General features: G+C 41.1%; 27 protein-coding genes. 12 read left to right on the top strand and 15 right to left on the bottom strand.

Annotated features, from left to right (window positions below):
* The first annotated feature begins 130 nt into the window (after positions 1-130).
* Positions 131-1,171, top strand: a complete 1,041-nt coding sequence (locus ENH88_RS21615; protein ID WP_304185511.1) for an AI-2E family transporter — start codon at positions 131-133, stop codon at positions 1,169-1,171.
* Positions 1,172-1,180: 9 nt separating this feature from the next.
* On the opposite strand, the gene ENH88_RS21610 is transcribed toward ENH88_RS21615, so the two are convergent.
* The 5 genes from ENH88_RS21610 to ENH88_RS21590 all read right to left on the bottom strand — a co-directional run bounded on the left by ENH88_RS21610 (position 1,181) and on the right by ENH88_RS21590 (position 4,367).
* Positions 1,181-1,588, bottom strand: a complete 408-nt coding sequence (locus tag ENH88_RS21610; protein ID WP_304185509.1) for a hypothetical protein — start codon at positions 1,586-1,588, stop codon at positions 1,181-1,183.
* Positions 1,575-2,912: an ATP-binding protein gene (locus tag ENH88_RS21605; protein WP_304185507.1), complete on the bottom strand. Its 1,338-nt coding sequence runs from the start codon at positions 2,910-2,912 to the stop codon at positions 1,575-1,577. Before ENH88_RS21605 ends, ENH88_RS21610 begins: the two co-directional genes overlap by 14 nt.
* Positions 2,906-3,580 (bottom strand): response regulator transcription factor, encoded by a 675-nt coding sequence (locus ENH88_RS21600; RefSeq protein ID WP_304185505.1) that lies wholly within the window; start codon positions 3,578-3,580, stop codon positions 2,906-2,908. The genes ENH88_RS21605 and ENH88_RS21600 overlap by 7 nt, the downstream gene beginning before the upstream one ends.
* Before the next feature lie 3 nt (positions 3,581-3,583).
* Positions 3,584-3,847, bottom strand: coding sequence for a PepSY domain-containing protein (locus ENH88_RS21595; protein ID WP_304185504.1), 264 nt, complete (start codon positions 3,845-3,847; stop codon positions 3,584-3,586).
* Between the two features lie 217 nt (positions 3,848-4,064).
* Positions 4,065-4,367, bottom strand: a complete 303-nt coding sequence (locus ENH88_RS21590) for a YciI family protein (protein WP_304185502.1) — start codon at positions 4,365-4,367, stop codon at positions 4,065-4,067.
* Between the two features lie 212 nt (positions 4,368-4,579).
* Here ENH88_RS21590 and ENH88_RS21585 point away from each other — a divergent pair, with 212 nt between their 5' ends.
* Complete coding sequence (locus tag ENH88_RS21585; RefSeq protein ID WP_304185500.1) at positions 4,580-6,004, top strand: sodium-dependent transporter; 1,425 nt, start codon at positions 4,580-4,582, stop codon at positions 6,002-6,004.
* Between the two features lie 62 nt (positions 6,005-6,066).
* Here ENH88_RS21585 and ENH88_RS21580 read toward each other — a convergent pair whose 3' ends face one another.
* Positions 6,067-6,708, bottom strand: a complete 642-nt coding sequence (locus ENH88_RS21580; RefSeq protein ID WP_304185498.1) for a CPBP family intramembrane glutamic endopeptidase — start codon at positions 6,706-6,708, stop codon at positions 6,067-6,069.
* A 60-nt stretch (positions 6,709-6,768) separates the two neighbouring features.
* Positions 6,769-7,362 (bottom strand): inner membrane-spanning protein YciB, encoded by a 594-nt coding sequence (locus tag ENH88_RS21575; protein ID WP_304185495.1) that lies wholly within the window; start codon positions 7,360-7,362, stop codon positions 6,769-6,771.
* Between the two features lie 173 nt (positions 7,363-7,535).
* Here ENH88_RS21575 and ENH88_RS21570 point away from each other — a divergent pair, with 173 nt between their 5' ends.
* Positions 7,536-7,805: an HU family DNA-binding protein gene (locus tag ENH88_RS21570; protein ID WP_304185493.1), complete on the top strand. Its 270-nt coding sequence runs from the start codon at positions 7,536-7,538 to the stop codon at positions 7,803-7,805.
* A gap of 59 nt (positions 7,806-7,864) precedes the next feature.
* Here the strand turns inward: ENH88_RS21570 and trpA are convergent, their stop codons facing one another.
* Genes trpA through ENH88_RS21540 form a run of 6 tightly spaced genes read right to left on the bottom strand, consistent with a single transcriptional unit; the run spans position 7,865 to position 14,510 of the window.
* Positions 7,865-8,695: a tryptophan synthase subunit alpha gene (gene trpA / locus ENH88_RS21565; protein ID WP_304185491.1), complete on the bottom strand. Its 831-nt coding sequence runs from the start codon at positions 8,693-8,695 to the stop codon at positions 7,865-7,867.
* Positions 8,692-9,876, bottom strand: coding sequence for a tryptophan synthase subunit beta (gene trpB, locus ENH88_RS21560; RefSeq protein ID WP_304185489.1), 1,185 nt, complete (start codon positions 9,874-9,876; stop codon positions 8,692-8,694). The genes trpA and trpB overlap by 4 nt, the downstream gene beginning before the upstream one ends.
* Before the next feature lie 7 nt (positions 9,877-9,883).
* Positions 9,884-11,248 (bottom strand): bifunctional indole-3-glycerol-phosphate synthase TrpC/phosphoribosylanthranilate isomerase TrpF, encoded by a 1,365-nt coding sequence (gene trpCF, locus ENH88_RS21555; protein WP_304185488.1) that lies wholly within the window; start codon positions 11,246-11,248, stop codon positions 9,884-9,886.
* Positions 11,241-12,269 (bottom strand): anthranilate phosphoribosyltransferase, encoded by a 1,029-nt coding sequence (gene trpD / locus ENH88_RS21550; RefSeq protein WP_304185641.1) that lies wholly within the window; start codon positions 12,267-12,269, stop codon positions 11,241-11,243. The genes trpCF and trpD overlap by 8 nt, the downstream gene beginning before the upstream one ends.
* A 56-nt stretch (positions 12,270-12,325) precedes the next feature.
* On the bottom strand, positions 12,326-12,940 hold the full coding sequence (locus tag ENH88_RS21545) for an aminodeoxychorismate/anthranilate synthase component II (protein ID WP_414704877.1): 615 nt from the start codon (positions 12,938-12,940) through the stop codon (positions 12,326-12,328).
* Position 12,941: 1 nt separating this feature from the next.
* The gene (locus ENH88_RS21540) at positions 12,942-14,510 is read right to left on the bottom strand and encodes an anthranilate synthase component 1 (RefSeq protein WP_304185486.1); all 1,569 of its coding nucleotides are present in this window, start codon (positions 14,508-14,510) and stop codon (positions 12,942-12,944) included.
* 426 nt (positions 14,511-14,936) lie between these two features.
* On the opposite strand from ENH88_RS21540, the gene rnm reads away from it, so the two are divergent.
* The 5 genes from rnm to ENH88_RS21515 all read left to right on the top strand — a co-directional run bounded on the left by rnm (position 14,937) and on the right by ENH88_RS21515 (position 18,542).
* Positions 14,937-15,794, top strand: a complete 858-nt coding sequence (gene rnm / locus ENH88_RS21535) for an RNase RNM (RefSeq protein WP_304185484.1) — start codon at positions 14,937-14,939, stop codon at positions 15,792-15,794.
* Positions 15,787-16,407 carry an L-threonylcarbamoyladenylate synthase gene (locus ENH88_RS21530; RefSeq protein ID WP_304185482.1) on the top strand — a complete coding sequence of 207 codons (621 nt, stop codon included), beginning with the start codon at positions 15,787-15,789 and terminating at the stop codon, positions 16,405-16,407. Before rnm ends, ENH88_RS21530 begins: the two co-directional genes overlap by 8 nt.
* Positions 16,408-16,416: 9 nt before the next feature.
* On the top strand, positions 16,417-17,244 hold the full coding sequence (locus ENH88_RS21525; protein ID WP_304185480.1) for a segregation and condensation protein A: 828 nt from the start codon (positions 16,417-16,419) through the stop codon (positions 17,242-17,244).
* 161 nt (positions 17,245-17,405) lie between these two features.
* A complete protein-coding gene (locus ENH88_RS21520; protein ID WP_304185478.1) occupies positions 17,406-17,960 on the top strand; it encodes a cytochrome b in 555 nt (184 codons plus the stop codon).
* Positions 17,961-17,963: 3 nt separating this feature from the next.
* Positions 17,964-18,542: a YceI family protein gene (locus ENH88_RS21515; RefSeq protein ID WP_304185476.1), complete on the top strand. Its 579-nt coding sequence runs from the start codon at positions 17,964-17,966 to the stop codon at positions 18,540-18,542.
* 37 nt (positions 18,543-18,579) lie between these two features.
* Here ENH88_RS21515 and ENH88_RS21510 read toward each other — a convergent pair whose 3' ends face one another.
* On the bottom strand, positions 18,580-19,425 hold the full coding sequence (locus ENH88_RS21510) for a TIGR02285 family protein (protein ID WP_304185475.1): 846 nt from the start codon (positions 19,423-19,425) through the stop codon (positions 18,580-18,582).
* Positions 19,426-19,552: 127 nt separating this feature from the next.
* Positions 19,553-19,696, bottom strand: a complete 144-nt coding sequence (locus tag ENH88_RS21505; protein WP_167542961.1) for a hypothetical protein — start codon at positions 19,694-19,696, stop codon at positions 19,553-19,555.
* A 443-nt stretch (positions 19,697-20,139) separates the two neighbouring features.
* Here ENH88_RS21505 and ENH88_RS21500 point away from each other — a divergent pair, with 443 nt between their 5' ends.
* From ENH88_RS21500 to ENH88_RS21485, 4 genes are all read left to right on the top strand, one after another.
* Positions 20,140-20,691 carry a dienelactone hydrolase family protein gene (locus ENH88_RS21500; RefSeq protein ID WP_304185474.1) on the top strand — a complete coding sequence of 184 codons (552 nt, stop codon included), beginning with the start codon at positions 20,140-20,142 and terminating at the stop codon, positions 20,689-20,691.
* Between the two features lie 135 nt (positions 20,692-20,826).
* On the top strand, positions 20,827-21,717 hold the full coding sequence (locus ENH88_RS21495; RefSeq protein ID WP_349768660.1) for an acetoacetate decarboxylase: 891 nt from the start codon (positions 20,827-20,829) through the stop codon (positions 21,715-21,717).
* Between the two features lie 10 nt (positions 21,718-21,727).
* Positions 21,728-23,971, top strand: coding sequence for an NAD(P)-binding protein (locus ENH88_RS21490; RefSeq protein ID WP_304185469.1), 2,244 nt, complete (start codon positions 21,728-21,730; stop codon positions 23,969-23,971).
* Between the two features lie 109 nt (positions 23,972-24,080).
* Positions 24,081-26,345: a TonB-dependent receptor gene (locus ENH88_RS21485; RefSeq protein WP_304185467.1), complete on the top strand. Its 2,265-nt coding sequence runs from the start codon at positions 24,081-24,083 to the stop codon at positions 26,343-26,345.
* Positions 26,346-26,348 lie beyond the last annotated feature (3 nt).

Raw genomic sequence — 26,348 nt, 5'->3', positions numbered from 1 at the left:
GGTAGTGACCTTTTTAAAGACTGTAAGTATCTTATACGTACCATAGACGGCTTTGATCACTTTGCAATGATTTCATTCTCGTTATTTTTCACATACACTAAGTGCAGTTTATATTTTCAAGGATCGTCGTTTGGCTAGTTTAACTGGGGTAAACCGAAGTTTAGTTATTTTTGCAGCGTTAGTGATTGTATTGGCAGGAGTAAAAGCAGCGAGTGTGATTGTTATTCCGTTTGTATTGGCAGCGTTTATTGCCATTATTTGCAATCCATTATTAAGTTTTTTTGGCCGCTATAAAATCCCGAAAGGTTTGGCAATCATGTTGGTAATGCTGATGGTGGTTGGCATTGGCGTTAGTTTAGCGGGCTTAGTGGGGCAATCCTTAACTGATTTTTCGCAGCAATTGCCACAATATAAAGCCCAACTTAAAGAGCAGTTTATTTTGCTTGTGGATATGGCTGCAAAATACAACATCTTGATCAATAAAGAACAAATAATTGCCATGTTTGACCCAGGCAAGATCATTGATGTGGCAACCGGCATGCTTACCGGGTTAGGTGGCGTTATGGCCAATTTATTTTTAATTATTTTGACTGTGGTGTTTATGTTGTTTGAAGGGCCAATGCTCAGCCATAAAATACACATGGCGTTAGATGATCCTGATCGTAAGATGCAACAAATTGACCGCTTTTTGGAGTCAATTAATTCCTATCTAGCAATTAAAACGGTCGTCAGTTTAGGCACTGGCGTGCTTGCTGGTAGCTTGCTGTGGTTGTTAGATGTTGATTACTTTGTATTATGGGCTGTGATGGCCTTTATGTTTAATTATATTCCTAATATTGGTTCTATCATCGCCGCAGTGCCTGCGGTATTGCTGGCGTTGATCACGCAAGGACCGTTTGTTGCAAGTATGGTGGGGCTTGGTTATTTAACTATCAATACAGTAATGGGCAATATTGTTGAGCCTAAATACATGGGCAAAGGCTTAGGACTGTCAACATTGGTGGTATTTTTATCATTAATATTCTGGGGCTGGCTGATGGGCACGGTTGGTATGTTGTTATCAGTGCCGTTGACTATGATCGTTAAAATAGCGCTTGAAACCAGTGAAGAAGGGCGCTGGCTGGCAACTTTATTAGGTAATGGTGAAGAATTAGAGGAACAGCCTAAATAGCCATTTAGGTTAAATGGGCTGCTTTAATACCGCTATGTGCTGTTCTAAAATACGTAATTCACAGCGCTTATAGACAATTGCAGCTTGGGTTCCGTTGGGGATCTTTTGTAAATAGCGCCACTTACAGCTATCTTCTAAATATTTGCTTTGGCTTGCCATGCTGCGTTTGAAAATCGGTAACAACTGTGTGTTACCGGTTTCTGCTTCAATGTTATTTAGATCTAAGGTGATCTTATTTACCCACGTTTGCTGGATGCGCGTTAAGTTTGCTATTTGTTTATCTAAACATTGCAGATAGCTTTTGGCTTCATCAGGGGTTGCTTGATCAACTAAACTGCATGGCTCATCTGCCTGTGTTGTAGCACTAAGCAGTAAAAGCAGTGTGCAGCTTACCAAACGCCGATTATTTTTTATCATTATAATTAAACTCTAAAATAAATTTTGCGCCACCTAACGTATCAGCATCTAAAATAGTCAGGGTGCCGTGATACGACTTTACTAAGTCTGACACAATTGCCATTCCCACGCCGTGACCGCTTTCGTAGGTATCTAAGCGAGTACCTCGGGTGAGTAATGACTGGCGTTTATCAACGGGGACACCTGGACCATCATCACTGATTATAAGTGTAAGAGTGCGCTTTTGAACTACTTGTATATCGACCTGTGAACGGCAAGCTTTACAGGCATTATCAATTAAATTACCCAACAGCTCGAGTAGATCTGTTTTATCCCCTAAAAAGTAATTTTTTTCTGTTACAGCACAGGTAAAAATAATATCTTTGTCTCGGTACACTTTGCCCATTGCATTAATAATTGAATCGAGCACTGGCTTAATAGCCGTTTGTTTTTTCCAAGTATCGGAAGCACCGCTTGCTGCGCGCTTTAATTGATGTTCGATCATCACATTAATACGATCAAGCTGTTCTTGTGCGTCAGCATCATTTGCCAAAGGACTTGATTTAAGTACCGCAAGGGGCGTTTTTAAAGCATGCGCTAAGTCACTTAGTGAGGCACGGTAGCGTTCTTTTTGACGTTGTTGAGTTTCGAGCAGTAAATTTAAATCGGCTTTTATTGTTTGCAGTTCAACAGGGTACAACCCTTTAATTTCTTGAATATCACCAGATTCAATGGCTTTTATTTCTTTATCCAAGCGTTGTAATGGTCGCGCACTCCACACAAAACCTATCGCCATTAATGCTGCAATGGCAACACCCATGACATACATCCAGTTTACTAGGGTTTGTTTAAAACCATCCATTAACCGTAGTAAGGCATCATTGCGTCTTAATAAAATAAACCGGGCCTGTTCGGATTGATCAATATTATTTAAAATAACAGTTAAGCTGAGTTGCCAGTACACGTTATTTCTATATTCCACGCGACGAAAATCGGCAGCACCGGCTTTGGTTTCTATCTCGTCAGGCACAAAGTTTACATTTACCGCGGATTCAGAGTGCCAAACAGGCTGTTCATCACGATAAATCATTGCATAGGTATCAGAGTTTAAACGATTTAGCTCAGGCGCTAAAATCGTGCTTGGCATAATAATACCGCGCTCAGTAAAATCGACTTCTGAAATTAATGAATATAAATGGGCTTCGAGGGTTTTTTCGGTGGCTTCTACTAATGATGCATAGTACGCCTTGCCAATCGAAAAAAACAAAATAGGTAAGGCGACTAATAAAACAAAGACAAGGATAAATCCTTGCCTTACTTTTAACGGTATTTGTGATGCTACCACTGACTTTTAAGCCTGTAACCGCGTCCGCGCAGTGTTTCTACAGGGTTAAGTGTGCCATCAGGATCTAGCTTTTTACGTAAGCGCAATACGAATACTTCGATTACGTTTGAATCTAAATCAAAATCTTGGTCATAAATATGCTCTGTCAACTCAGATTTAGAGATCACTTTTTGTGGATTAACCATTAAATACTCAAGTACTTTGTATTCGTAGGCGGTCAGGCTTAACTCTCTATCATCAACCCACACTTGTTGTGAACGGGTGTGAATTTTAATTGGTCCGGCCGTCATTTCTGGGTTTGCTTTACCTGCACTGCGACGAATAAGCGCGTTACAACGAGCGATTAACTCTTCAACATGAAATGGTTTTGTTAAATAGTCATCAGCACCGGAATCAAGCCCTTCAACCTTGTCTTGCCAACGATCTCGTGCTGTTAAAATAAGGATTGGAATGGTGATCCCTTGGGCTCGGGCTTTATTGATAAGCTCAATACCGTCTATTTTTGGTAAACCTAAATCAACCACAGCCATATCAAGAGGGTATTCTGTGATGTGGAATAAACCCGCTTCGCCATCATGACAAAGGTCAACACTGTAGCGTTCTTTTTCCAATGCATTACGCAAGTTATCTGCTAAGTGTAAATCATCTTCAATTACTAAAATTCGCATTTATTAATCCTTTTTCACTTCGCCGGTCTTTTTATTGACATGAACGTCGACGACATGGCCGTCCGATTTTAAAATTCTTACGGTATAAATATCGTTAAGTACGGTAATTTTAAGAGTTTTACCATCTTCGGTTTTTTTAGCAAGCTCAACAGCTTGTTTTTTATTTATCTCAGTTTTGTTACCTTGAGGTGCAGCTTGGCTATTAGTCGAACAGACACTCAAAAATAGCACAATGATGGCGACGCTGAGAGCTAACACAGTACGCATGATGGGAGACTCCTAAACCAGACCTGAATAGTGTAATGAACCAAGTAGCTAAAATTCAAGTAAAACCACTAAATTCTATGATTCAATACAACGGATCTTAATTAACAACCCGTGAACAAACACTGAATTATTGTGATTTGGTGCAAAGTGATTATAGCAATTGAATTAATATCTTGGTCAAATAAAGACTAATATTCTATCTGGTTGTTGGTTTTATTTAGCTAGGGAACACTTTTTTAAACGGTTTTACTACTGAATTATCATAAACGCCACCGCTTACGTATGGATCTGCAGCAGCCCATTCACGCGCGGCTTCCAAAGAGTCAAACTCAGCAATCACTAAAGAACCAGTAAAACCAGCTTCACCTGGATCCGCACTATCAATCGCTGGTAACGGGCCTGCTGTAAATAATCGGCCTTGTTCATCTAATGCTTGTAAGCGTGCTAAATGAGCCGGACGGGCGGCTTTTCTGTGTTCTAAACTATTTTCAACATCAGTTGAGTAAATCATATACAACATGGCGTATTCTCTAATATTAATAGTATGAAATTGCTCTGATACTAGCACAGCAGATTTAATAGGCGAATAAATTACGATTAGTTTTCGCTTTATGGTCAATCAATAAGCGGGTTTACAGCACTAAACTATTTTTAAACGGAATCTGCTTGAAAACCTCACTGCAACACTGGTAGAGTCGCTTGAATGATAGAAAATAATAATAAGGTTTTTAAATGAGCGATACTCGTGAGCATTTTAGCTCCCGCCTCGGATTCATATTAGCGGCTGCTGGTTCAGCGGTAGGTATTGGTAATTTGGTTGGGTTTCCTGTCTCAGCTACAAAAAATGGCGGCGGTGCATTTTTACTCGTTTATGCGTTATTTGTGGTGTTTATTTGTTTACCGGTGATGATGGCCGAAATGGCGATGGGTCGCCAAGCGCAAAAAGATCCACTTGGCTCGTATAAATTATTATCGGGTAATGATAAAAAGTGGAGCTTTGCTGGTTTTTTAGCGGTATTAACACCGTTTATGATAGCCGTTTTCTATATGGTAATAACGGTCTGGATTTTTGGTTATTTGAGCCAAGTTGCCATTGGTAACTTAGATGTGTTGGCTGATCCAAAAAGCTTTGGGGTGTTTATTAACAGCTCTAGCGTGTTTGGTTATATGGCGGCAGTGGCTATCATAGTGAACTTAATTTTAGTTGGTGGTGTTAAACAAGGCATTGAAAAAGCTGCTAAATTCTTAATGCCTGCGCTGTTTGTTTTGCTAATTGCATTGGTGGTTTATGTGTTGACACTGGATAATGCGATGGCGGGTGTAAAGTATTATATTATTCCTGACTTTACCAAAATGAATGCCAGTGTATTGAACGGTGCATTAGCGCAAGCGTTTTTCTCGCTATCATTAGGTATGGGTATTTTGATGACATACGCATCATATATCTCGAAACAAGATGACATTGTGGGCAGTGCTAAAATGGTCGCATTAACGGATTCATTGGTGGCGTTTATTGCAGGCTTAATGGTGCTACCGGCGATTTTTAGTTTCAACCCCGATACTGACCCGGCTAAGTTATCAGATTCTTCAGTGTCGATGATTTTTGAATTCTTGCCGAAAATCTTACTCGCGTTACAAACCGATATTGGTTATATCGGTGCCTCGATAGTGGCATTTATATTTTTCTTATTAGTATTTTTTGCCGCCATTACATCGTTGGTATCGATTGTTGAAGTACCAACCGCAACACTAAGTGACCGTAAAGGCATTAGCCGTAAAATGGCATTATTGATTTTAACGGGCAGCATTGGCTTGCTTACCGTACTTTGTACCATGTCATTTGGTATGGTCGAGAGCTTAACGTCATTCACTAATTATGGCAGTGGTTCGAAAAGTTTGTTTGATATCGTTTATGATGTTTTTTACGACACTATATTACCGCTGAATGGGTTGATGGTGTGTTTATTTGTGATGTATCGCTGGAAAAAAGTACGTTTAAGTGAAGAGCTAAGCCAAGGGTGTCCAGGGTATGCGGGCAGTTTTACTGAAAAATACGTTAATTTTTCACTCTCAACTTTTATTCCAGTCATTTTACTGCTGATATTTGTAAATACCGTAGCCACTAAGTTTTTTGCGATGAGTATTTTCGGCTTTTAACGCAGTTGTGACTGTTTATCAAGAAAACCGTGCTGAGCAGCACGGTTTTTTATTAGCTAACGTTAGGCCATTGCGGCAGAATCTAAATACTGGCCTATGCCTAAGGTAAACATCCACAGTCCCCATAAACTATGCTCAATCACACACACAAAGGTAGAGCGACTTTGTGCGTAGGTAAATGAAAACAATAAGCCACCAATAAATGCCAGTAGAATTGCCACCCAGTTAGCATAAACAATATGCGCTAATGCAAACACAGTGGCGCTGATCACGATGCGTACGCTCTTCTTTGGCATGATGCGTTTATAGCGATGAAAAAAGTAGGTTCGAAATATTAATTCTTGCGGCAGCACCGATAATAACGGATATAACGCTAGCAACATCAGCCAGTCGTGGAACGAGTTACGCGGCAACAAAAACCAATTACCTTGATTGATGATCCCGTAAAATACTCCTGAGAAGAGCGCGCCAATAAAAAAGAAACTAAATAATCGGCGTTTCACGGCAGAAAATTCACCAAAGCTGGTGAGCCTAAAGCGCTTAAAGTGAGGATCGCCAAGTAGCAACATGCCACAGACGCTCATTAATACAATGAGTGCGGGGATCAACCAATTAGCAAGGTGAGCGCGAAGGTAAAAACCCAACAAAGGCAGGCAAACAAAGATCAGTGTAAATTCAAACCAGCGGTATTGATTGGCGTTCAAGGTCGTCTCAGCGTGATTTTGTATAATAGACTATCAAGCTCAGACGACAGATTTATGACATTAAGAAGCCTTGCTATCGTCGCTGTTAGGCTCGTCTTCATCAGGTAAATATTTATACAACATGATGATAGTGGCAAAAATACTGATAAAGGTAATAGCCATCAGCCCAAATACTTTAAAGTTAACCCAAAAATCGAGAGAGAAATTATAGGCGATATAAATATTTAGCGCTGCTATTGCTGCTGTGATCGCTATCCAAAGTAGGTTGAGTTTGTCCCACAGTGGTTCAGGTACGCTAATGGCTTGCTCTGTCTCTGTGGTATTATTTAACACCGCACTCAGTGCTTGTTTGACTAGATTTTTACCCATAAAGTAGCGGCTGATTAATAATGTTAAAGACAACACCGCATAAATGATTGTGGCTTTCCATTTTACAAATTGTTCATCATGAAATACGAGTGTTAACGTGCCCAAAATGACGGCGATGGCAAAAAATAACCACTGCCGTGTTGGTACCTTGCCTGTTTTAAAATAACAATAAGCAACTTGAATAAGCGTGGTGCCCATCAAAAGCGCTGTTGCCCAGTAAATATCAACTAACTTGAAGACCGCAAAAAATAAAACTAACGGAATAAACTCGATTAATGCATGCATATACTGCTCAAAATGTGATGCTAAAAAATAATTGCACAGGTTGTATCAACTTATTGTGTTATTTACAAGGTTGACTTAGTGGTTACTAACCCTTAGCCTGCGTGCCTTTGTATCAATCATTACCAAGATCCACTGAACAGTCACAGAGTAAGTGGTATTTTTAGGAGCATTTTATGAATAAAGCAGACCTTATCAATGCTATGTCAGCGCACAGTGAATTAACCAAGAAAGATTCTCAAGCGGCTTTGTCAAGCATGCTAGCTGTTATTACAAAATCATTGTCAGAAGGCGATCAAGTACAAATTAATGGTTTTGGTACATTTGCCTTGAGTTATTACCCAGCACGCACAGGGCGCAACCCACAAACCGGCGCGGTGATTGAAATTGCAGGGGCTAATAAGCCGGTGTTTAAAGCCGCTAAAGCATTGAAAGACAGAGTGTGAAGCGTTTATCTTAACCAACAAAAAGGGCCTGAATAGGCCCTTTGTATTTTTACAATAACTTACAGTGCTGTTGCAGCTTTCATACTCGCTACAAACGCTGTTAAACCGCTGAGCATCGCGTCTGGGTTGTCCAAGTTTGCTGCAATAATTTTAACCACGGCAGAGCCAGATATTGCCCCTGCAGCACCGGCATTGAGTGCTGCTTTTACATCCTCTGGGGTAGAAATACCAAAGCCAAGTAACGCAGGCGCACTGTGGTATTCTTTTAACTTAGTGACGATAGAAGAGGCTGGCATTTGTGCCTTGGTTTCAGTGCCTGTTACACCCGCGCGTGAAAGCAAATAGGTATAACCACGGCCATAAGAGGCACATTCACGTAATGTATCATCGGGTGCGTTAGGCGTGGCAATAAAAATTGGGTCGATGCCATTGCTCATTGCAGCTTTGCGAAACATTTTAGATTCATGCAGCGGTACGTCTGCCACTAAAATTGAATCAACACCCACCGCTTTGGCGTCTTTATAAAAAGCCTCTAAACCGCGTTTGAATACTAAGTTTGAATACAGTAATAAACCAATTGGAATATCAGCATTGTATTCACGTACTTGCTTAATAATATCAAAGCAATCTTGGGTGTTAATATTAACCTCAAGGGCGCGAATGTTCGCGGCTTGAATAACTGGGCCATCTGCGATTGGATCTGAAAATGGAATACCCAGCTCTAAGGCATCTGCACCACCATCAATTAAGCTTTTGATGATTTCAACACTGAGTTCTTTGTTGGGATCGCCAATGGTCACGAAGGGCACAAATGAGCCTTGATTTTGCTCGCTTAATGCGGCGAACATTTTTCCGTAGCGATCTGTTTTTAGCGGGGTTGCTTGGCTCATAGTTGATCTCCTTTTGAAAGTACATCCATAACGTGTGCTAAGTCTTTGTCGCCGCGACCACTTAAATTCACCACTAAAATGGTGTCTTCTGTTTGTTGCTCAGCATATTTTAATGCGTAGGCAAGGGCATGGCTTGATTCAAGCGCTGGGATAATGCCTTCGTTTTTAGCCAATAATTGGAATGCTTCTAATGCCTCTGTATCGGTAATGCCCACATATTGTGCGCGGCCCGTTTCATGTAAAAATGCATGTTGTGGGCCTACCGCTGGGTAATCAAGACCTGCTGAAACCGAGTAAGACTCTTCGATTTGGCCATCATCATTTTGCATAATATAGGTATAAGTCCCGTGTAAAATGCCTTTTGTGCCTTTACAGATAGTGGCACCATGTTCATGGGTATCAAGGCCTTTACCAGCAGGCTCTACACCAATCAGTTTAACGCTTGGTTCATCAATAAAATCAGTAAACATACCAATGGCGTTAGAGCCACCACCCACACAAGCAAGTACGGCATCAGGCAGGCGACCTTCTGCTTTTAATACTTGCTGCTTTGCTTCTTCACCAATTACTTTTTGGAACTCTCGAACGATAGTAGGGAATGGGTGCGGGCCTGCCGCTGTGCCAAGTAAGTAATGGGCTTGTTGGTAATTTGCAGACCAATCACGCAGCGCTTCATTTACGGCATCTTTGAGTGTGCCAGAGCCTGCGGTAACAGGAATAACGGTAGCGCCCATTAATTTCATTCTGAACACGTTTGGCTGCTGACGTTCAACATCTTTAGCACCCATGTAAATACGACATTTTAAACCCAATAATGCACAGGCTAGCGCCGTGGCAACCCCGTGCTGGCCAGCGCCGGTTTCAGCAATAACCTCTTTTTTGCCCATGCGTTTTGTTAGCAGTGCTTGGCCTAACACTTGATTGGTTTTATGAGCGCCGCCGTGCAGTAAGTCTTCACGCTTTAAGTATAATTTTACTTTTGGATTTTTAATTAAGTTACGCGTTAATGTCAGTGGTGTAGGACGCCCTGCATATTCATTAAGTAACTCTTCCAGTTCAGCTTGAAAAGCCGGATCTGTTTGTGATTTATTAAATTCATGTTCGAGTTGCTTTAGCGCAGGGACTAGCAATTCTGGGACAAACATGCCGCCAAATTCGCCGAAGTAAGCTGGATTATTCATAGAAACCTCAATATTTACGGATGCTGATAAACGCATCATTTAATTTGTTTTGGCATTTTTTACCGGCACTTTGCTCAACCCCTGAGTTTAGGTCGAGGCCATGAGCGCCTTGGTATAATGCACCTTGAATGTTGTTTGCATTTAAGCCACCAGCAAGCATAAATGGGCTGCTGGCATGTTCTAAAATTGACCAATCAAACGTGTTACCTGTGCCGCCCGCTTGTGTATCGCTGTGGGTGTCGTATAAGTGACGATCAACCCCATCAACAGGCGCAGGCAAATTGTCTTGCACGGCTTGTGCTTTCCAAATCTGGCAACTGCTTGGTAGTAAGGGGCGCAACTGGTTAATGTAGGTTTGGTCTTCTTGACCATGTAATTGTACGGCTGCAAGTTTTAAGCTTTGCGCGTGCTCTACGACTTCAGCAATGCTGGCATTGACAAATACACCCACGAAGGCAAGCGGGGCGCTTTGGGTAATTTGCAAAGCACAATCTAAGTCAACATAACGGGGTGATTTAGGTGCAAAAATAAGCCCACCAAATACCGCGCCGCTGTTATAGGCGTTAATGGCATCTTCGCTGCGGGTTAAGCCACAGACTTTGTTTTCGCCTAAAATCACGCTACGACAAGCGCGCTCTAAATCACGCTCAGCCATCAGTGAACTACCGATTAAAAAGCCATTACACAAAGGCGCAAGGCGTTTCACATCTTGATGGGTATAAATACCGGATTCGGAAATAACCACTTTGTTATCAGGAATTAGCTTTCGTAGTGCCTCTGTGGTAGCTAAGTTTGTGCTCAAATCACGTAAATCACGGTTATTAATACCAATAATTTGCGCATTGAGTGCAAGGGCTCGATGTACTTCAGCTTCGTTACTCACTTCGGTGAGGATTGCCATGTTTAAGCTGTGCGCGACCGCAGCAAGTTGTTGATACTGTTCATCATCAAGTACCGAAAGCATTAATAAAATAGCATCGCCGCCATAAATGCGTGCCATATAAATTTGGTATTCATCAATAAAGAAATCTTTGCAGATCAATGGCTGCTCAACTTGGCTGCGGACAAACTCTAAGTAATCAAAACTACCCTGAAAATATTTTTCATCGGTTAATACGCTAATACAGCTGGCGTAGTTTTTATAAACCCCAGTGATCTCGGCTAAATCAAACGGTTCACGAATAAGGCCTTTAGAAGGTGAGGCCTTTTTACATTCCAAAATAAACTGCGTGCCAGGTGCTGCAAGGGCTTTATAAAAATCGCGCTTTGTTGGCACTGCTTGATGTTTAAAGCTCTCAAGCGGGCGCTTGGCTTTACGCGCTGCGAGCTCTATTTTTTTATCTGCGACTATTTTGTCTAATACATTAGCCATTAGTTACCTCTGAATTTGTTACTGCTTTATTACTTTGCTCTACTATGGCATTTAATGTGCTTAATGCGCGGCCGCTTTGTAAAACCTCTTTAACTTGCATGGCTGCACTTTTAAAATCGTCGGCTTTATTGGTTAAATAAAGTAACGCGGCAACGTTGACAATGATGGCCGCATTGTGTGCGTCAGTGCCGTTACCCGCTAAAATCGCGCGACTTGCCTTGGCGTTATATTCTGGCCCTTCACCGGCTAATTGTTCAAGTGAATAGTTTGCAAGACCAAAATCCGCAGGGAGCAGCGTGTATTGAGTGATCTCACCATTATTTAGCTCTGCGACGGTGGTTTTACCATGCAAGGCGATTTCATCGGTGCCTGAGCCATGCACGACCATAGCACGCGGTGTGCCGAGCGTTTTTAAGGTTTGCGCCATTGGCAGGCATAAACTTTCGTCATATACGCCCAGCAGTTGTACATCAGGCGCTGCAGGGTTTGCCAATGGGCCTAATATATTAAAGATAGTGCGGGTTTTTAAGGTGGTACGTACGCCCATCGCATGACGAACTCCGCTGTGGTAATGGGGCGCAAACAAAAAGGTAAAGCCGGTTTGCTCTAAGCACATAACGGCTTGTGCAGGTGTCATATCTATATTAATGCCCAGCGCTTTGAGTAAATCGGCAGAGCCGGAGTTACTCGATACGCTGCGGTTACCATGTTTAACCATATTGACACCGCAGGCCGCAGCAAGGATTGCCGCGGTAGTACTAATATTGATGGTATTTGAGCCATCGCCACCGGTGCCACAGCTATCCGCTAAATTGCTTGCTGTTGTTGTAAATGGCACCGCGTTGGCACGCATTGACGCTGCCGCGCCGGCGATTTCATCGCTTACTTCACCTTTAATTTTTAACGCAACTAAAATAGCAGCCAGTTCAATGTCGTTTACATTGCCCTGCATGATGGCATCAAATAACTGCCGACTTTGACTAAAGCTTAATGATGATTGCGTTAATAACACATCAATCATTGCGCCAATGCTCGCCTCACTGGCTGATTGTTGGTTTACTGACATACGATCCTCTACTACTGTGCATTGGCTAAAAATTGCATACTTTGTTGAAGTAGCGCGGCGCCATTTGGCGTCAAAATAGACTCTGGATGAAATTGATACCCCAGCGCTTTATCGTCGTGGTGATAAATTGCCATCGGGATTGTTTCATAATGAGCTATCACGGCTACACTCGGTGGTACTTTAGTGGCCATTAGAGAATGATAGCGGGCCACTGGCATACGTTTTCCCATTCCGGCAAAAACAGGGTGTTCACCCAGCTCAATAATGGATGATTTCCCATGGACAGTTTCGCCAGCATGACCGATAACACCGCCATAACTTTGTGTCAGCGCTTGTTGACCTAAACATATCCCTAACATCGGGAAACGGCCTTTACATAACTCTATTAAGGCCATTAAACACCCCGCTGCTGTGGGCGTGCCTGGACCTGGTGAAAGGACTAAAATAACCGCTTTAGACTCGCCGCACATTTTGTCAAAAATCAGCTGTGCATCTATGTTGTTACGATATACCACTAAATCGCTGCCTAACATAGAAAGTTCATCGACTAAGTTATAACTAAATGAATCAAAATTATCTAAAAAGTAGATTTTTACATCGCTTAGCTGGTTAATTAATGCGCTCATTTTAGTGTCCTTGATAAGTCGATTGAATCGCTGTGATCACCGCTTGTGCTTTAGCGCGGGTCTCGTTTGCTTCAGATTGTGGATCTGAGTCATACACGACACCGGCACCTGCTTGCACATAGGCGATATTATTTTTAACAAAGGCTGAACGAATAACAATACAGCTATCCATAGCGCCATCACCGGTTAAGTAGCCAACAGCGCCACCATAACTGCCACGGCGCTTACCTTCGGTTTGACGAACCAGTTCAGCGGCGCTGACTTTGGGGGCGCCCACTAAGGTGCCCATATTCATGCAAGCTTGGTAAGCGTGCAGGGCGTCAAGCTGTGGCTTTAATGTGCCAACAACCCGTGACACTAAATGCATTACTTGCGAATAACGGTCTACTTTTAATAACTCTTTGGCGTGACGAGTACCGGGTACGCTAATACGTGCAACATCATTACGCGCTAAATCGACTAACATTAAGTGTTCAGCACGTTCTTTTTGATCATTACGTAATTCAAGTTCAATACGGCTGTCTAAGTCCGGGTTGATTTGACCATTAGCAAACTTACCTCGCGCACGGGTGCCTGCAATTGGATACACTTCTACTTGTTGAGTTTGCGGACAAAATTTTAATGCCGATTCTGGTGAGGCACCAAACAGTGCAAACTCGCTATCACGCATATAAAACAGATACGGGCTTGGGTTTTGTTTTTTGAGTTGGCTATAAGCATGCAGTGGGTTAGCGCACGCTAAAGAAAATGTCCGTGATGGCACGACCTGAAAAATATCACCGTCAACAATGTGTTTTTTCAACGTATTGACCTGCTGACAATAGTCGTGATCACTAATATCAACAGTTACTTCACTGCTGCCAGTGCTTAGCTCGGCACTAAAGCTATCGGCTTGGTCGCATAATGCATTTAAGCGCTCTAGCTTTTTACCTACTTCAAAGCAATTTGCATGGACATCAGGGCCATTAAATACATTACCGATCAACTCGGTGGTTTTGGCTTGATGGTCAATAACCACTAAGGTTTCAGCTAAGTAGAATACATAATCAGGGCAGCTGTTCTCGCCATCAGGCACCTCACTTAGCTGCTCGAAATTAGCCACCATGTCATAAGCAAATACACCGCCTAAAAATAACGAAAATGGATTTTTGGTGGTGCTGCTTATATTGTTGATACAACTGCGCAGCGCGCTAAAGGCATTATCAGCAATCAGTTTTGACGCTTCGTCAATGTTGTTGTCTGTGCCTTGGTATTCAATGTTCAGGGTTTGCCCGTTTAATTGCGCACGGCAATTGTTGAGTTTAGTTTGCAAATAGGGCAGTAATTGCTGGCCATTATTAGATTGTGCTGTCACTGTGACTGTTCTGCCAGTACAGATAATTTTCAGTGCACAATCAACCAAAATTAAACTTTTTACACTGTCTTTAGAATCGATTTCTGCTGACTCTAATAACAATGAATTATCTTTATCAAGCAACCCATACAATGCCAATGGGCTGTGAATATATTCTCGCACTTCGGTGATGCTGGTGACCTCACCTGGCGTTGTTGTTATGTGACTAAAAATCAAAGCTCATTCCCTCAAAAAAATAAACCCCGCAAGCTACGCTGTGCGGGGTTTGAATAACGATACTTAAATAAAATTAAGATAGACCATTACCGTCCCGCTATACCAGGCGCCACCACCAATGATGTGTAAAAGTTGCTACGTTATTCATGTTTGTTACCCCAAAATTTAAATATAAAAAAACCCGCAATAAGCGGGTTTAGAATGTGTTAGACACGACAATTCGTCACCCGATAATTTACGAGTGCCACCACCAGATAGTGTTTTGGATTGAATTGATCATTGTTTTTGTTCTTTGTGTGTCTTAAGTGGCTACAGTAAACCGTATCAACAGTATTAGTGTCAAGTATTTATTTAAAACAATTTATTAAAAAATTTTGTTATACTTAATAACAACTTTCGCACATTTAATATGAGCAGTCTTCTCTTTTGATAAAATACGATTTACATAGCCACACAACGCATTCTGATGGGCAACTCACTGTTGAGCAATTATTGTTGCGTGCAGTTGAAAAAAATATCGATGTGTTTGCGATCACCGATCACGATACTACTGCAGCGATAAAGCCAGCACAGGCTTATATACAAAGCCAAGCGCTGCCACTTAAATTGATCAACGGTGTTGAAATTTCCACCAAGTGGGAAAGTTTTGAGATCCACATAGTGGCATTAAACGTAGATATCGATGCGCCAACGTTGACCAGCTTATTGACGATACAACAACAAAAGCGCGCTGATAGAGCAATCGAAATTGGTCTTCGGTTAGAGAAAAATGGCTTTGCTGGTATTTATCAACAAGCACAAGCGCTTGCCGAAGATGCGCAAATAACTCGTGCACATTATGCTCGCGCATTAATTGCTCGCGGTGTTGCAACCACAATACCTGGGGTGTTTAAAAAATACTTAGGACGCGCAAAAACAGGTTACGTGCCAAGTGATTGGTGTGATATGCAAACGGCAATTGCTGCTATTCATGCCGCGGGAGGCGTTGCTGTTATTGCCCATCCTGGGCGTTATCAAATGTCGAATAAATGGCTGCGTAAGTTATTGAGTCAGTTTAAAGCGGCCGGTGGGGACGCAATGGAAGTTGCCCAGCCACAACAAGCGCCGAGTGAGCGACAGTTTTTAGGCGAATTAAGCCGCGAGTACGATTTACTGTGTTCGCAAGGATCTGATTTTCATTTTCCTACTAGTTGGCTAGAATTAGGAAAAAATTTATATTTGCCAAAAGATTGCCAAGGCGTTTGGCAAACTTGGGAAGGGCAAGCAGGAGACGCACATGAGTGATTTTTTTCATATCCATCCGGATAATCCACAACCACGATTAATTAACCAAGCGGTAGATATTATTAAGCAAGGTGGCGTGGTGGTGTATCCAACTGATTCTGGGTATGCAATAGGCTGTAATTTAGGTAACAAACAAGCCAAAGAGCGTATTGAACGCATACGTGGCATTGAAAAGCACCATAACTTTACCTTGGTATGCCGCGATTTATCTGAGTTATCGACTTATGCACGTGTAGATAACCAATTGTTTAGGCTTATTAAAAATAATACACCAGGGCCATACACGTTTATTTTTAAAGGTACTAAAGAAGTGCCTAAGCGATTATTAAACGATAAAAAGAAAACCATTGGTATTCGTGTCATTGAACACCCGATCACGTGTGCGATTTTAGCCGAATTGGGTGAGCCTTTAATGTCGTGTTCGCTTATATTACCTGGCGAGCAATTTACAGAATCGGATCCTGATGAAATACGCGATCGCATTGGCCCACTTGTTGATTTGATTATCCATGGTGGGTACTTAGCGGAGCAAGCAACCACAGTGATTGATTTATCAGAAGATACAGTTGCAGTACTGCGTGTTGGCTGTGGTGATACAGCACCGTTTGAATAACACCTCGCGATGACGCAGTTACCTACTGATAACGTTACGCAACAGCCGGCGCAGCAAAAGCTGCCGCTGGCTTTTTTGCATGGTAAAGAAGTCATCGCTGCACCAGAAGACTTATATATCCCCCCCGATGCCCTTGAAGTTATTTTAGAAACCTTTGAAGGCCCACTTGATCTGTTACTCTATTTAATAAAAAAACATAAACTCGATATTTTAGAACTGTCAATTTTTAGCATCACTGAACAATATGTTCGCTATGTTGAAATGATGAGTGAGTTTCAGTTAGAGCTGGCTGGTGAATATTTAGTGATGGCGGCGCTGTTAGCACAAATAAAATCGCGTTTGTTATTACCGAAACACGAAGAGCTGGAGGAAGAAGAAGATCCTCGTGCAGAGCTTATTCGTCGTTTACAAGAATACGAACAATTTAAAAAAGCGGCGGAAAATCTTGACGAAGTGCCCCGAGTTGGCCGCGATATATACATTGCTGAGGCGTTAGTGCCAGAGCAAAATGAACAAACACAATTACTCCCCGATGTTGATTTAAAGGATTTATTATTTGCGCTCAGTGATGTGATGGCACGAGCTAAAACCTTTGAGCATCATCAAATAACCGCCGAAGCACTGTCAACCCGAGAGCGCATGAGCTTGATTTTAGCGAAACTCTCCAGTGCAGGCACACAATTAGCGTTTAGCGAACTTTTTACCTTAGAAGAAGGGCGCAGTGGGGTTGTTGTGAGCTTTATCGCCATGCTAGAACTCATCAAAGAAAACCTGATCAGCTGTTTGCAAGTGGAGCCCACGACACAAATATACATAGGCTTAGTTGAAAATAATTAAACAGTTATTACCTCAAGTATATTTATCATCGATTAACTTTCTAACTTTCTAACTTTCAGCCCATCTGTGCGTATACGCACATAACTTGTTTGTTTATCGCTATTTTCTTTTATCTGGGGACGGGCTATGCTGTTGTTATTGTATAGCGGAGTGGGTAACACATGTTTAAAAATACAAAATCTTCGTATGGTATTGTTGCAATTGCATTGCATTGGCTCATGGCTGCAATGGTAATTGGCTTGTTCGGCCTTGGTTTATACATGGTTGAACTAACTTATTATGATAGTTGGTATAAGGGTTCTTTAGATTTACATAAAAGTGTCGGAGTTACGCTGGTAGCGCTATTAATATTTCGATTCGCTTGGCGTGCGCTAGGCACACAACCTGAACCTTTATCAAACAGTAGTCCGGTGTTAAATAAAGTAGCGCATACAGCGCATCTATTTTTATATGTGTTACTTTGTATCATCGTTATTTCAGGATATTTGATTTCTACTGCAGATGGTCGCTCGATTGAGGTGTTTACGTTATTTAGTATTCCCGCAATTGATTTTTCAGTAGCTAATCAAGCAGATATTGCAGGTAAAATTCACTACTATGTGGCGTGTAGCTTAATAGGACTTGTGGTATTACATGCACTTGGGGCGTTAAAACATCATTTTATCGATAAAGATAAAACCTTAATTAGAATGATCAAACCACAAAAGGATGATTAATAAATGAAAAAATTACTTTTATCAGCTGCTGTTGCGGCAACACTGTTTGGTACAACGGCTGCACAAGCTGCAGACTATGTTATTGATACCCAAGGTGCGCACGCATTTGTAAACTTTAAAATTAAGCACTTAGGTTACAGCTGGTTACATGGCCGCTTTAATACCTTTGATGGTAGCTTTAGTTATGACGCAGCTAAGCCGAATGCTTCACAGATCATGGTAAATATAGATACTAAAAGCATCGATTCAAATCATGCTGAGCGTGATAAGCATTTACGTGGCGGTGACTTTTTAAATGTTGATAAGTTTCCAACAGCGACATTTAAAAGTACTTCAATCAAATTTGATGAGGATGGCGATGAAGCTGATGTAACAGGTGAGTTTACCCTTCATGGTGTGACAAAAACGATTACCTTTGAAATCGATAAAATTGGTGAAGGTAAAGATCCATGGGGTGGTTACCGTGTTGGTTTTGAAGGTGAAACTAGCCTGAAATTAGCTGATTTTGGTATCGACTACGACTTAGGTCCTGCGTCTACGCATGTTGATATTGGTTTGTACATTGAAGGTGTACGCAAGTAATATCACTTTCAATTCAGTGATCTTGTAAACGCCTCACTTAGTTGAGGCGTTTTTGTAGGCGCTGTTCGAGTAACGGTTTTAGATTATCCGGTAACCAACGTAATAATACTTCTTGGTAGGCTGGTTGTTGTTTTACCTGCTCAAGCGCTGCATTCAATACATTTGCCTGTTCAATACCTTGTTTATTACTAGTACAACCAATATAACCATAACTAAGCTCAGCGGCTTCAGTGAGCGGCAATTGCATTAGCTCATCCTCAAATCCCATCGATTTTGCTAAATAATAATGTTCACTTGGATAGCCTAATAAAATATCAACGCGTCTTTTCTTCAGCATATAGGTCAAACTGGCTAAGGTATCTCGCCCCGGGCGAATAATAATTGAAGCATCTGCACTATTATTAATTACCGAATCAATAGTATCCCCGTATGAGCGACTCATAGAAATACCCAATGCGAGTTGATATTTATTAAGCAAGACTGCTAATGATACTGGCTTATTAAGATCAAGTTTGAGTTGCTGTGCAAGCTCTTTACGAATAGCAACGGAAGGCGACAGGCCAGCCGTGGAAGTTTGCTCGCTAAAGTAGATATGCTGCTTACGGTGTGGGCTTTGGTAAAGTGACAACATGCAATAGGTGTAATTAGGGTTTGTAAGCTCTTGAATGGTTCGACTCGATGGTAAAATAGTGCGCTTGAATGTATAAGCTGGAAGTTGTTGCTCAAGTAATGTAATAACACTTTCATCACGACCAGTGCCTGCATATTGATCGCTAAAAATATAGTAAGGGGCGAAGTCAGTAACTATCCAATTGATTGTTTTAGCATGCATAGGGCTGCTAACTAACAGTAATGAAAAAGTAACAAGAAAAGCATACTGCATTAATTCAACCACACAGAAATGAATCGTATTGTTAAGTGTAGCAGTTGTTCGCGAAAGGGTGGCATAAAACGCAAAACGCCAGCATTTGCTGGCGTTATTTAATTGCAATAATGCAGTTCAGTATCGCTTAATTGGCTTTTAACCATTTAACAAACTGACGTGCGTCACTAGCTTTAGTGAACAAGGCATTTTTTAAGCCTTGTGTATCAGAAAAAATAACACGTTGTTTATTTACTGAAATTGATTGCACTGGATGTGCGATTTGGATCATAGATCCGTTGTAACTATAAGACATAATAAAACTCACTTTTTTCTTGTTATCTTTAATGTGCGCTAATTTCTTTATTAGCTTTCAAAGCACAATTAGATAGACCGTGTTGTGTTTAGCTTCATTACAGTGTTGACGATCTTTATGACATTTATGCGACTATTAAAAATAATATGCCGTAGTCTGAATTGGGGTTCTCGCCGTACAATAACTTAGCTTTATAATATACGTTTTGCGGGGCTTACTGGATCAGGGTAAAGAGGTTAACCGCGAGGCTTTTTTAAGACCAAGAAGCGAATTTACCTCAATAATTTAATTTAAGCAAGCGTTATTTTGCTAGTCATGGTATTTTAATTGCTGTATTTTAAATAGGTAATTTGAAAAAGGCGTTTAGCGGTATTTTAACTGTTGTGCGGTAATTTAACTGTAAATAATAAGATTTGGCTATGGAATACATTATTGTTAGTGATATTTTTGGTAAAACCGCTCATTTGAGTCACTTTGCACGGCAATTTACCACTAAAAGCATTATTGTTGATCCGTACAATGGGCACTTGCAGCCAGTGATTGATGAGCAATTACAATATGATTTATTTATCTCTGAGTGTGGTCACGATAATTATTTTAACAAGCTTAATACTATTCTTAGCAGAGTAACTAAAGCAACGACGTTAATCGGTTTTAGTGCCGGTGGAGCAGCTGCATGGCGAAGTCAAGCAGCAGTAAAAAATCCACAGATAAAAAAATTAGTAGCGTTTTATCCTAATCAAATTCGCCATCATTTAGATTTAGTTGCAAATGTGACCTGCGAGTTTATTTTTGCAAAGCAAGAAGCGCACTTTGATGTTGGTCCTATTGCGGCTAGCTTAGAGCAACAAGCTAAAGTGAAATGTCAGTTAGTCGATTACGGTCATGGGTTTATGAATCCCTTGTCAAAATGTTTCGATAGCTTTGGTTATCAACAATATAGCCACTATCTGCTGACTGAAAATAATTAACTTAAATTACTACCTTGTAATAATTTTTGGCTATACTTATTTTTTTATCTAACAAAATAATTATAAATCATGACCGTACCACTGCCTCCTTATAGTCACTTTTTATCAAACCCTGTTGCAAAGCCACCATGTCGAATGACTAATGCAAACATGTATGGTTTTTTTGCAAAAATTGACCAGCTCAAAGTTCAACACTATATCGATGCGACACTTAATATCGTAGCAACGGATGAGCTGTATTTTAAAGGGATCGGTGCATACGCATTACTGACTTTTACGGATATAGAAAAAATAGCCTCATTAACGCCGCCCTTTAGTGAGCATGGCTGGATGCAAGAGACTGATATTATTATTTGGCTACCGATCGCAAAGGTAGAGAAGCAGGACAATGATGAAGATATTACCCATCTTTATTGGTATCCGGCGTTTATTTGCGTAAATAATGTTTATGCATTAATAAACGGTAGAGAAACATGGGGTTACAATAAATATTTATGCGATTATCAGATGCCTAGCTCAGTTGAGCAACTCACTGATTTCTCAGTATCGCTTGATTGCTTTAAGCATTTTTCGCCAACTTCAAAATTACAATCACAGCAGCTGTTTACGGTCACGAAAAACGCGACTATGCAAAGTGATGGCTTGTTATCTGCATTGGAAAATTTTGGTGAACAGGTTGCTAATTTGTTCGATGGAGATCATCTTGGCATTGATCTGTCGCTGTTAAAACAGCTGTTGCAGGGTTTTGTCAATCCGCAGATGGATCAAATACTATTCAAACAATTTCCCGATGGGCAAGGTGATAAGGCGGTCTATCAAGCTGTTATGCACTCTCCTTCAGAAATAAAAAAAATCCATCAATTTAAGCTACTCAGTGGTGATTATCAGCTACATTTGCAGCAATTAGATAGCTTCCCTTTAGCGCAAATGTTTGGTTTACAGCTAGGAGCACAAGCAGTGCATCTGCCGTTTTATATCAAAATGGATTTTGATCAACTTCAAGCAACACAAATACTCCCAGTGTAAAGGCATCAGCATGGCACAAGAAAAAATAGTTATTATTGGTGGTGGTGTTGCGGCAATGACGGCTGCTTTATACCTGACTGAACAACCTAATTGGCAGCAAAAAAGACACCTTACTGTGTATCAACAAGGTTGGCGTTTAGGAGGAAAAGGCGCCAGTGGCCGTAATGCCGCAATGGGGCAACGTATTGAAGAGCATGGTTTGCATGTCTGGTTTGGTGCCTATGTGAATAGTTTTAAAACCATTGAAACTGTCTATGACAAGCTACAGCGACCGCCAACGAGTGCGCTGAGCACTTGGCAACAAGCACTTAAACCGCATAGTTTTATTGCCCTTGAGGAGTACATTGATGAGCAGTGGCAAACGTGGCCTATCGATTTTCCCGTTTTACCGGGCAACCCAGCGAATGGTAGTTTAGATATTACCGTATGGGACTTTGTGAAAATGACCCTGGCATGGCTGAAAGAATGGATACCACAATTTGAATCTGCCGCTAGTAACCAAGCTAAAAGCACGCAATTAACGACGAAAAAATCACGAGATAGATACCTACTACGTCATTTTCATCAACAAATTCAAACGCTGGTTTCTGATGGCAGTGAGGCATGGCAAACGTTTACCAACGATATACAAAATCTCAATCAAGAAATCACTTCAACACCTAGTTTACTTGTCGATAAATTAAATAGCTTTGTGCAAAGTAACCACACACTGCAGCCACAAATTTCTGAGAAGAAAGATAGTTTAGTGATTTGGTATATCGTCAGAAAACTAAAACGCTGGATCAACCAAGAGTTAACCGAGTTGCTGGATGAGAATGCACAGCTGAGGCGTATTTATATTTGTGCCGATTTAGCGATAGCGATGCTGGTTGGATTGATTAAAGATAAAGTTTACCGTGATGGTTTTGCTGTAATTAACAAGTATGACTTTCGCCAGTGGTTATTAAAAAATGGTGCAAATAAACAATACAGTGTCGATTCTGCGCCTGTGCGAGGATTTTATGATTTAGTGTTTGCCTATCCTCAGGGGGATTTTAATAAACCAAATGTAGAAGCGGGAGTTGCTGCACTTGCGATGCTCAGAATTGCATTATGTTATCGCGGTGGGGTAATGTGGAAAATGCAGGCGGGAATGGGCGATGTTATTTTTGCGCCATTGTATGAACTATTAAAACAAAGAGGCGTTAAGTTTGAGTTCTTTCACCAACTGCAACAGCTCACCCCAGGGGCAGATGACAATGGCCAACACTGTGTTGCTACAGTGTTATTGCAACAACAAGTGAGTTTAAATACGAGTGCAGAATATCAGCCATTAGTTAATGTGAAAAATTTACCTTGTTGGCCAAGTGAGCCACTTTATCAACAAATAGACTTAGAACAAGCTGAGTTATTACAACAGCATAATATAAATTTAGAATCATTTTGGAGTGATTGGCCTGGGTGTTATGAAACGCATTTTGGCGCTTCGCTGCCCACTAAAACACTGCAGTTTAAGGAGGATTTTGATCGGCTGATCCTGGGGGTTTCGGTTGCATCACTAGAACATGTTTGCCCGCAATTATTAGCAATAGACGAAAACTTTGCTGCACAAGCGAAAAATGTGCTTACAGTAGCAACACAGGCGAGTCAGCTTTGGTTAACTAAAACAGATCAACAGTTGGGCTGGCAATATATGCCGCCAAGCGAAGAAGGGCCTATTTTGAGTGGTTTTAGTGAACCATTTGATACTTGGGCTGCAATGCAAAATTTAGTTGAAAAAGAGCAGTGGCCAGAAAACAATGCGCCACAGAATATTGCTTATTTTTGTAGTGCATTTCCCTGCCAAGCATATCCGCCGCAAAGCGATCACAGCTTTCCAACCAGAGCTACAGCACAAGTCAAAGCAAATTTAACACAATTGGTAACGACTAATTTGCAGCCGTTATGGCCGTTAGCATATAACAATAGTGACTTTGATTGGTCGGTATTGTATGCGGATGATGCAACGGATCAAGCGCGATTAGATCAACAATATTGGCGTGTAAATGTCGATCCTAGTGAACGCTATGTGTTGTCGGTTACAGGTTCTAGCCAATACCGTTTAGCAACGGATGGTACCGTGTTTAGTAATCTATTGATCACCGGTGATTGGATAAAAACAGGTGTTAATGCGGGCTGTGTAGAAGCTGCTGTGATGGCTGGCATGCAAACAGCGCGCGCACTATGCGGGTATCCGCAGCAGATCAGTGGTGAGGATGCGTTTAACTCGCTATAAAACTAACCACAGCATCGGTTATTTAGGCGACTTTAATCAATAAATTAGTCTATAATCACAACTAATTACAGTATGTTTACATATGTTCGGTATTAAGGTTTATTGTCTTATGAAAAGCCACAGTTCAGCTTTGTCAAATAGTATATTGCTACTGTGCTCATCGAGCCTGGTTTTATCTGCGCTTGCGCAAGCACAAGATGAGCATGTCGCCAAAAGTGGCCTAGAAGTGATTGAAGTGTATGCGCAAAAGCGAGCGCAAGCAATTGAAGATGTCAGTATTGCAATAAGTCAGGTAAAAGGGGATAGCTTAAAAAATCAGCATTACAAAGATTCAACTGAACTGTCGGTGTTCGCGCCTAATTTAAAAATTAGTCAAAATGCCGCAGAAGGTACGCCGCCTGCGGTTAATATCCGTGGTGTTGGTTTAGTTGATTATAATACTGCGAATACGTCTCCTGTGGCCATTTATGTTGATGATGTTGCCGTAGGCTCAGCAAGCAATCAAATTGTAAATTTTTTTGATATTGAGCAAGTGGATATTTTGCGTGGTCCGCAAGGCACTTTATTTGGTCGTAATGCAACTGGCGGAGCAATTTTAATTCGCACTAAACGCCCTGAATTTAACGAGTCGGGGTATTTAACAGCGGGTATAGCAAATAACAACGCATTTAACATTGATGCTATGTATAACAATCAATTGAGTGCTAATACTGCATTTCGGGTTGCTATTAATCATCAAGATTATGAATACTCAACAAACAACGTTTTTACCCAAGCACCGACGGCGGGAATGGAGCAAACTAATGCTCGGTTATCAATATTAAGTGATTTTGCTGATGTACAATTACTACTGCAAGGGCACTTAGAAGATTGGCAAGGAATTGTACAGCCAGTGGGGAACATCGGTGTAGTTGCTAACCCATTAACAGGTGAACTATGTAGCCCTAGTCAAGCGGGTTCAACAAATTGCTTCGACAACTTTGGCTTTAATGACGGCAGTGATGATTTTTATACCGTGAAAGTAAATAATGATTCGCCTCACAAAACGGATGGTAAAGGATTCAGCGCACATATTAAGTGGCAAGTAAATGAGAGCAATGAAGTTGTTGCTATTAGTAGTTATAAGCAATTAGAGCGCAGTCATGCGTTTAATTGTGATGGTTCACCAGCACGTTTATGTGAAGGGAATTTAGGACTTGATACCCACTTATTTAGTCAAGAGCTACGCCTGCAAACGCAGTGGGATGAGCACACTTTAACGAGCGGTTTGTACTACGCGGATGAATCAATTAAACAAGATAACATTAATGATATACTCCGCGATTTTCGGGGTATTCTAGCCTCTGACTTAACCGCTACCTTCTTTTACGATAATCAAATTGATACGCAAAATATTGCCGCTTTTAGCCAGTTCGATTACCAGCTTAATTCTGACTGGTTAATAAGTGCAGGATTGCGTTATTCGTATGAGTCACTTGATTATGACTCAGTCGCACAGCTAAATATTGTCGTAGATCCTACGGATCTAGCCGGCATCTTAGTGCCATTTTATCATGTACAAGGGCAGCAATCCGACAATGGTTTTTCTGGTCAATTTGCAGTGAACTACCTTATCAGTGATACAACCCACGGCTATTATCGCTTTGCTAATGGCGCCAAAAGTGGTGGCTATAATGGTGGTTTCTTATCTTCGCCTGAGCAAGCCGAATTAGCGGATTACGGTAAAGAGCGCTTAAATGCGCATGAGGTTGGTATAAAGTCATGGTGGCCAGCGCAAGGTGTCCGGTTTAATTGGGCCGCTTTTTATTACGACTATAATGATCAGCAAGTATTTATGAATCAGCCCTCTGAATCAGTGCAAAAACCACCGGTGCAACTACTTGAAAATGTGGGTGACTCTGTGATTTATGGGCTTGAAGTCGAAATTGATTATCAAGCAACAGATGCTGTTTCGATGCGTTTTGCACTGGGTTATATTCCCCATGCGGAATTTGAAGAGTTTGTAGATCCTTTAGGTAATAGTTTAACTGACAACCGCTTACCATTTACATCAAAATGGAATGTCAGTGCCGGCGTTGAACATCGTATAGAACTTGCCGGTAACCCTTTAACAACACAATTGCTTGTTGATTATCAGTCAGAGTATTACTTTGATCAAAACCAAAATCCGTATGCCATGCAAGATGGTTACAGCTTAGTAAATGGTAATATTCGTTATCAATTGGATAATCTGAGTTTGGTATTTTGGGGGAAAAACTTATTCAACACCGAGTACAGCAATTTAAAATTTGATTTAAGTTCATTTCTTGGCATGCTAGAAGACTTCAAAGGAGAAGGCCGTCGCTATGGTCTGGATGTTAGTTATCAATTTTAATAA

This window comes from Pseudoalteromonas prydzensis (genome assembly GCF_011050055.1).
In the GTDB taxonomy this organism is placed as follows: Bacteria; Pseudomonadota; Gammaproteobacteria; order Enterobacterales; family Alteromonadaceae; genus Pseudoalteromonas; species Pseudoalteromonas prydzensis_A.
Note: the sequence above shows the minus strand (reverse complement) of the source record. Positions and strands in the feature narration are given on the sequence as shown.